General features: G+C 38.1%; 7 protein-coding genes. 6 read left to right on the top strand and 1 reads right to left on the bottom strand.

Annotated elements, in window-relative coordinates; translation table 11 throughout:
• The first annotated feature begins 352 nt into the window (after positions 1-352).
• On the top strand, positions 353-1,525 hold the full coding sequence (locus GHD00_RS20595; RefSeq protein WP_163540065.1) for a TraB/GumN family protein: 1,173 nt from the start codon (positions 353-355) through the stop codon (positions 1,523-1,525).
• 130 nt (positions 1,526-1,655) lie between these two features.
• A complete protein-coding gene (locus GHD00_RS21330; protein WP_276208298.1) occupies positions 1,656-1,781 on the top strand; it encodes a hypothetical protein in 126 nt (41 codons plus the stop codon).
• 128 nt (positions 1,782-1,909) lie between these two features.
• On the opposite strand, the gene GHD00_RS20590 is transcribed toward GHD00_RS21330, so the two are convergent.
• Entirely contained in the window at positions 1,910-2,794 is an 885-nt protein-coding gene (locus GHD00_RS20590) for a TIGR01777 family oxidoreductase (RefSeq protein ID WP_163540064.1), read from the bottom strand.
• A 154-nt stretch (positions 2,795-2,948) separates the two neighbouring features.
• On the opposite strand from GHD00_RS20590, the gene GHD00_RS20585 reads away from it, so the two are divergent.
• The 4 genes from GHD00_RS20585 to GHD00_RS20570 all read left to right on the top strand — a co-directional run bounded on the left by GHD00_RS20585 (position 2,949) and on the right by GHD00_RS20570 (position 6,966).
• Entirely contained in the window at positions 2,949-3,533 is a 585-nt protein-coding gene (locus GHD00_RS20585; RefSeq protein ID WP_163540063.1) for a cysteine hydrolase family protein, read from the top strand.
• Entirely contained in the window at positions 3,517-4,986 is a 1,470-nt protein-coding gene (locus GHD00_RS20580; RefSeq protein ID WP_163540062.1) for a nicotinate phosphoribosyltransferase, read from the top strand. The genes GHD00_RS20585 and GHD00_RS20580 overlap by 17 nt, the downstream gene beginning before the upstream one ends.
• Before the next feature lie 15 nt (positions 4,987-5,001).
• Positions 5,002-5,829, top strand: coding sequence for an ammonia-dependent NAD(+) synthetase (gene nadE / locus GHD00_RS20575; protein WP_163540061.1), 828 nt, complete (start codon positions 5,002-5,004; stop codon positions 5,827-5,829).
• Positions 5,830-5,982: 153 nt separating this feature from the next.
• The gene (locus GHD00_RS20570) at positions 5,983-6,966 is read left to right on the top strand and encodes a ring-cleaving dioxygenase (protein WP_163540060.1); all 984 of its coding nucleotides are present in this window, start codon (positions 5,983-5,985) and stop codon (positions 6,964-6,966) included.
• Positions 6,967-7,053 lie beyond the last annotated feature (87 nt).

Genomic DNA, 7,053 nt, shown 5'->3' with positions numbered 1-7,053 from the left:
GATCAAATATCGAGCTCAGTTTGAACAAGTAGCGTAAAAAGTGTCCAATAAATGGGGGTCACTCCATCGCTGTGGGGTCTTCGGAAGCTGCTCTTCCCCCAGGAAGTGTATTTTGCTTCCGAGGAAGCTGAAGCGTTGCCCGCGGAAAGCGAAGTATATTTCCGAAGCGTCATTTAAACTCTCACTCTACAGTATTGCGCAGTTTTGTTCTACTGTGTCATAAAACAACAGAGGTGTGAAAAGAGTTTAGCGTTAAAAAATAGTTTTATGGATAAAACAGATGCAGGTATGATTTTGGAGAGAAATGCTATATACTTGTAGGTAAGTTTGTTCGTAAAGGAAGGGTAAGCTGATGGCTGAGGAGAATCAAAATATCACGAGAATAGAGCAAGATGGTAAAGAATACATATTAATTGGTACGGCGCATGTTTCCAAGCATAGTGCTGAAGAAGTAAAAAAAGTAATTGAACAAGAACAACCTGATTCTGTCTGTGTAGAGTTGGATAAGCAACGTTATGAGTCTGTCATGAAGGGCAGCAAATGGAAAGACATGGATATATTCCAAGTAATTAAGGAAAAGAAAGCGACATTGTTGTTGATGAATCTTGCTATTTCCTCTTTCCAGAAAAGGATGGCGAAGCAATTTGATATCAAGCCTGGCCAGGAAATGATTCAAGGGATTGAATCAGCGGAAGAGGCAGGGGCTGAATTAGTGCTAGCAGATCGCAATATTCAAATTACCTTTTCACGTATTTGGAGAGGAATTGGTCTAAAAGGAAAAATGATGTTACTCACACAAGTTCTTGGAGGAGTCTTTTCAAAAGAATCAATTACAGAAGAAGAATTAGAAAAAATGAAAAATCAAGACTCGATTGACAGTGTGTTAAACGAATTTACTGAGACATTTCCTCGTTTAAAAAAACCCTTAATTGATGAAAGAGACCAGTACTTAGCTCAAAAGATTAAAAATGCACCAGGCAAAAAGATAGTGGCTGTCTTAGGCGCTGCGCATGTTCCAGGTATTACAAAAGAAATGAAAAAGGATCATGATCTAAAAGCATTAACGAAGCTGCCTCCAAAATCAAATACACCTAAAATTATCGGATGGGCTATACCGATTCTGATTATTGCGCTGATTGCCTATACATTTGTCATGAATCCTGTTGCAGGCTGGCAGCAAGTTACCAGTTGGTTAATATGGAATGGCGGATTTTCCGCCCTTGGTGTGGCATTAGCGTTAGGGCATCCATTAGCGATTTTAACGGCACTTGTTGCTGCCCCAATTACATCATTAAATCCACTAATGGCTGCAGGATGGTTTGCCGGATTTGTACAAGCATATGTCAAACGGCCACATGTTTCAGACTTTGAAACTTTATCGGAGGATGTGTTTACTGTAAAGGGTTTTTGGCACAATAAAGTGACGCGTATCTTACTTATTATTGTATTTGCGAATTTGGGCAGCTCATTAGGAACCCTTATTGCGGGAACAGATGTTTTACGATTATTTATTAATAATCTGTAAATATTTATAAGAGATCAGAAAAAGACCCATAGTTTCTGGTCTTTTTTTATAAAAACATATAGAACATTTGTTCGTTTGTGTGTTATACTATGGACAACCCTCTCTAGAAAGGGGGTGGTTGAATATGGAAGTGGTATTTACAATAGTGATGTTAGTTACTCGTGTAGTAGTTGCGGTAATTAATTTAACAACTGCTTTAATTAATCGTCGGTTAACAAAAAAAGATCATCGCTCTGCCAAGCGACGATCTTTGTAATGCCACATGAGTGTGAGCTTAAGCTCACACTCCCTCCATATTCTACTTATAGTATACATGAATAATGTATGGTGTGTAAATCTTTTTTATGACGTTTTTCCTAGAATAGGAACAACGATATACCATATTTATAAAATATCTTGTAATGTTGTTTCTATTGTTGGAAAGGTGAAAAAATATCCTTCTTGTTCCAACCTCTCGGGAAGAACCCATCTGCTTTTTAGAACGAGCTCTGTTTCAGTGCGGATGACAATTGCACCTAATTCTAATAAAAAACGTGGAGCTGGTAATCCCAAGTTGCGATTCATCTGCTTTCTAATCTTTTGCATGAACTGCTTATTCTGTATAGGATTTGGTGCTGCGGCATTGAATACTCCTTCTAAATCATCTCTTTGATAAAGAAATTGGGTGATTTTCCATAAATCTTCCACGTGAATCCAACTAAACATCTGTTTCCCAGTACCTTGAATGCCTCCTAGGCTATACTTCACTAAATTTTTGTAAGGGGTCATGACACCGCCATTAGGCCCAAGTACGATAGCGGTTCGAAGTGCAATTTGTCTAGTGTGGGGCAAATCAAAAGCAAAAAAGGCTTTTTCCCAGTTTTTAGCCACGTCGACAGAGAATCCTGTTCCGATTTCGCCGTTTGATTCAGTCATTGGACGATCTTCTGCATGTCGGTAAATCGTTGCCGTACTTGAATTAATCCATAAAGCAGGCGGGTTGTTGCATTCTTCTATGGCTTCTCCTAACCAATTGGTTGTATTGATTCTGGATCGAAGTATTTCTTGCTTATTCTTTTTATGGTAACGGCAGTTGACAGATTTACCAGCTAGATTGATAACCATTTCAGCACTCTCTAAGGCATTTATGATCGCTTGTTTATCCTCCCACTTTATGCTTGCTTCTTTTCGTGAAATAATAAACACTTCATAACCTTTGTCTTGAAATTTTTCTTTCAAATAAGTTCCAATGAACCCGGTTCCTCCAGCAATCACAACCTTCTTTTGCATTAGACCCCTCCTGTAGGAATTTTCCATCATTATAGCATGAGTATTTTCTTCTTTGTCCTTTTGAATAGAAATTTCAGAAAATCGTAAAAAAATTTGTTATAATATGAAATTAAGATGCTAGTTACATCGGATTGATTTTAATAGGGGGATGTGAATGAGTAAACGTGCTTTAATTCATATTGATTATACGAATGATTTTGTCGCGGAGAATGGAGCGCTTACCTGTGGTGAGCCTGGACGAGAGGTTGAAACGACTATCGATAATATTACCAAAGCATTTATTAAAGATGGTCATGACACATTTTTTACAGTAGATGTTCATGAAGAAGGGGATCCATATCATCCGGAGACGAAGCTTTTTCCGCCGCATAATCTTCGTGATTCAGATGGCAGGAAGTTATATGGGTGTTTGGAGGATACTTATCAAAAGTATGAAAATGAAAAACATGTGCATTATATGGATAAAACAAGGTATTCTGCCTTCGCAGGTACGGATTTAGAATTAAAATTGAGAGAAAGAGATATTAAAGAGTTGCATTTAGTTGGTGTTTGTACAGATATTTGTGTTCTTCATACAGCGGTAGATGCCTATAATAAAGGGTTTGATTTGGTGGTCTATCAAGATGCGGTAGCTTCGTTTAATCAACCCGGGCATGAATGGGCGCTTGACCATTTCAAACAAGTCTTAGGGGCAGAAGTGAGAAAATTTGGAGGAAATAAAGATGGAATATATGGATGATAGTGTGATGCTACATACAGACCTTTATCAGGTGAATATGGTAGAGACGTATTGGCGAGACGGTATTGACCAGCAAAAGGCTGTTTTTGAACTTTACTTTCGTATGATGCCTTTTGATAACGGGTATGCCGTTTTTGCTGGTTTAGAACGTGTTTTACAGTTTATTGAGAATTTTGGGTTTACGGAAAGTGACTTAGCATACTTAAGAGAAATAGAAGGATATGATGAAGATTTTATCCAGTATTTAAAAAATATGCGATTCACTGGTACGATTCGTTCAATGAAAGAAGGGGAGTTAGTCTTCGCTAATGAGCCCTTGATTCGTGTAGAAGCACCGTTAGCGGAAGCACAGCTCATTGAGACACCAGTATTAAATATGGTGAATTATCAAACCTTAATTGCAACAAAGGCTGCACGTATTAAACAAGTTGTTGGAAACGGGACAGTGATGGAATTTGGTACGAGGCGGGCACATGAGATGGATGCTGCGGTTTGGGGAACAAGAGCTGCTTATATTGGGGGCTTTGTTGCTACGAGTAATGTTCGGGCAGGTAAATTATTCGGTATACCAGTAGCTGGGACACACGCTCACGCAATGGTTCAAGCATATCGTGATGAATATGAAGCATTTCGAAAATATGCGAGTACTCATAAAGAATGTGTATTTTTGGTAGACACCTATAACACTTTGAAATCGGGTGTTCCGAATGCGATTCGAGTGGCAAAAGAATTTGGCGATCAAATAAACTTTAATGGAATTCGATTAGATAGCGGGGATATGGCTTATCTTTCAAAAGAAGCTCGAAAAATGTTAGATGAAGCTGGTTTTACCGATACAAAGATCATTGCATCGAATGATTTAGATGAATATACAATTTTGAACTTACAGGCACAAGGTGCGAAAATTGACGTTTACGGTATTGGAACAAAATTAATAACTGCTTATGACCAGCCGGCGTTAGGTGGTGTTTATAAGCTTGTAGCGATAGAAAATGAAGAGGGTAAAATGGTAGATACCATTAAAATATCAGCAAATCCGGAAAAGGTGACCACTCCAGGGAGCAAGAGAGTTTTCCGTATCATTAATAATGAAAACAATCGTTCAGAGGGAGATTATATAGCGTTAGCGCATGAAGATCCTCAGTCGGAAGAACCTTTGAAAATGTTCCATCCTGTTCATACGTATCTAAGTAAATTTGTGACAAATTTCACAGCTGAAGAGTTACAAGTGGAAATAGTGAAAGATGGCGTGATTCAATATGATACACCTAGCCTAGAGGAAGTTCAAGCCTTTGCTCAAGACAATTTATCGTTATTATGGGAAGAATACAAGAGAACGATGAATCCAGAAGAGTATCCTGTAGATTTGAGCGAGGAATGCTGGCAGAATAAAATGGACCGTATCAAAGAAATTAAGGCGAAAGTAAAGAAAAAGGTAAACAAGCTGTCATAGAAAGGAGTTAAAATGATGCATCCACTGCAACAAGAAATTATAGAAACCTTAAAGGTTAATCCAGAAATTGATCCGAAGGAAGAGTTTAGAAAGAGTGTGGATTTTGTTAAAGCATATTTAAAAAAGCATTCTTTTTTAAAAACGTTAGTATTAGGGATTTCAGGAGGGCAAGATTCTACATTAACAGGGTATATTTGCCAAACAGCAGTTAATGAATTAAACGAGGAGACAGGTTCTGATCACTATCAATTTATTGCAGTTCGTTTGCCATATGGAGAACAATCGGATGAAGAGGACTGCCAAGTAGCACTAGATTTTATCAAACCTAGCCGAAGAGTCCGTGTAAACATTAAGCCAGCGGTTGATGCAAGTGAAGCGTCTGTAGAGTCAGAGATTGGTGAAATCAATGAGTTTGTGAAAGGTAATACAAAGGCTAGAGAAAGAATGAAGGTACAATACGATATTGCGGCAGCTTGTGATGGTGTTGTAGTCGGCACAGATCATGCAGCAGAAGCGGTAACAGGCTTTTTTACGAAATACGGTGATGGAGCTGCTGATATTTTACCATTATACCGTTTAAATAAGCGCCAAGGAAAGTCGATTTTAAAAATGTTAGGATGTCCAGAGCATTTATATCAAAAGGCACCAACGGCAGACTTGGAAAGTGATAAACCCCAGCTTCCGGATGAAGCAGCCTTGGGCGTCACATATGAAGCTATTGATGATTACTTAGAAGGAAAGCAAGTATCGGAAGAAGAGGCACAAACGATAGAAAATTGGTACAAGAAAACGAGACATAAAAGAGAAGAGCCTGTCTCTATTTTTGATGATTGGTGGAAATAATTTAAGGGTAAAAGGTGATGATAAGAGGTATCATCATCTTTTTTTACTATAAAGGTTTAGAGCCACTAACTGGTTTCATTGACTGAGTATCGTCTATTATGATATATTTATCTCGAATTCAAAATAAATATTTCCTTGTTAGGAGATGAAAAAATGAATGGACTAAAAGGAATGCACCACGTGACAGCAATCACGAGCAGTGCAGAAAAGAATTATGAATTTTTTACGTATGTATTAGGAATGCGATTAGTTAAAAAGACCGTCAATCAAGATGATATACAGACTTATCATTTGTTTTTTGCTGATGATAAAGGGAGTCCCGGTACTGATATGACCTTTTTCGATTTTCCTGGTATTCCAAAAGGTTCTCATGGAACAAATGAAATTTATAAAACGTCCTTTCGTGTCCCGAGTGATGAAGCATTAGAATATTGGGAAAAAAGATTCAACAGATTAGGCGTAAAGCATACAGAGATTAGAGAGCAATTTGGCAAAAAAACGTTATCTTTTGTTGATTTTGATGATCAAAATTATCAACTGATTTCAGATGAGCATAATCAAGGTGTGGAAGCCGGAGCCCCTTGGCAAGATGGCCCTATACCATTGGAATATGCGATTACTGGGTTAGGGCCGTTGTTTGTCCGAATTCAGGATTTTAAATACTTTAAACAGGTCATGGAGAAAGTATTAATGTTTCAAGAAATCGATAAAGACGGCTCCATGCATTTATTTGAAGTCGGAGAAGGTGGAAATGGTGCACAAGTGATTGTCGAAGAAAATAAAGTGCTCCCAATGGCGCAACAAGGTTATGGAACTGTTCATCATGCAGCATTTCGAATAGATGATGAGAAAACATTGCATGAATGGGATGCACATTATCGTCGCTTTGGATTCCAAACCTCAGGGTATGTTGATCGATTTTTCTTTAAATCGTTATATGCCCGAGTGGCGCCACAAATATTGTTTGAGCTAGCTACAGATGGACCAGGGTTCATGGGAGATGAACCTTATGAGACGCTAGGTGAGAAACTATCACTTCCACCATTTTTAGAAGATAAAAGAGATCAAATTGAAGACATGGTCCGGCATATTGATACCGTAAGAAGTACCAAAAATATCGAAAAAGAATATGAGTAAGCATGAAGGCTAGGCATGAGTAAAGTGTACCCTTTGTAAAGGACATTTTAAAAAAAAGACTATGCTACATTGAGAAGATGATTCCTA

Source organism: Gracilibacillus sp. YIM 98692 (genome assembly GCF_010993965.1).
Taxonomy (GTDB): domain Bacteria; phylum Bacillota; class Bacilli; order Bacillales; family Amphibacillaceae; genus Gracilibacillus.
Note: the sequence above shows the minus strand (reverse complement) of the source record. Positions and strands in the feature narration are given on the sequence as shown.

What these genes read in the sequence shown, in the direction of transcription:
- nadE (WP_163540061.1), top strand. Translation starts at nt 5,002, where the DNA reads ATGCATCCACTGCAACAAGAAATTATAGAAACCTTAAAGGTTAATCCA.
- GHD00_RS20595 (WP_163540065.1), top strand. Translation starts at nt 353, where the DNA reads ATGGCTGAGGAGAATCAAAATATCACGAGAATAGAGCAAGATGGTAAA.
- GHD00_RS20580 (WP_163540062.1), top strand. Translation starts at nt 3,517, where the DNA reads ATGGAATATATGGATGATAGTGTGATGCTACATACAGACCTTTATCAG.
- GHD00_RS20570 (WP_163540060.1), top strand. Translation starts at nt 5,983, where the DNA reads ATGAATGGACTAAAAGGAATGCACCACGTGACAGCAATCACGAGCAGT.
- GHD00_RS20585 (WP_163540063.1), top strand. Translation starts at nt 2,949, where the DNA reads ATGAGTAAACGTGCTTTAATTCATATTGATTATACGAATGATTTTGTC.
- GHD00_RS20590 (WP_163540064.1), bottom strand. Translation starts at nt 2,794, where the DNA reads ATGCAAAAGAAGGTTGTGATTGCTGGAGGAACCGGGTTCATTGGAACT.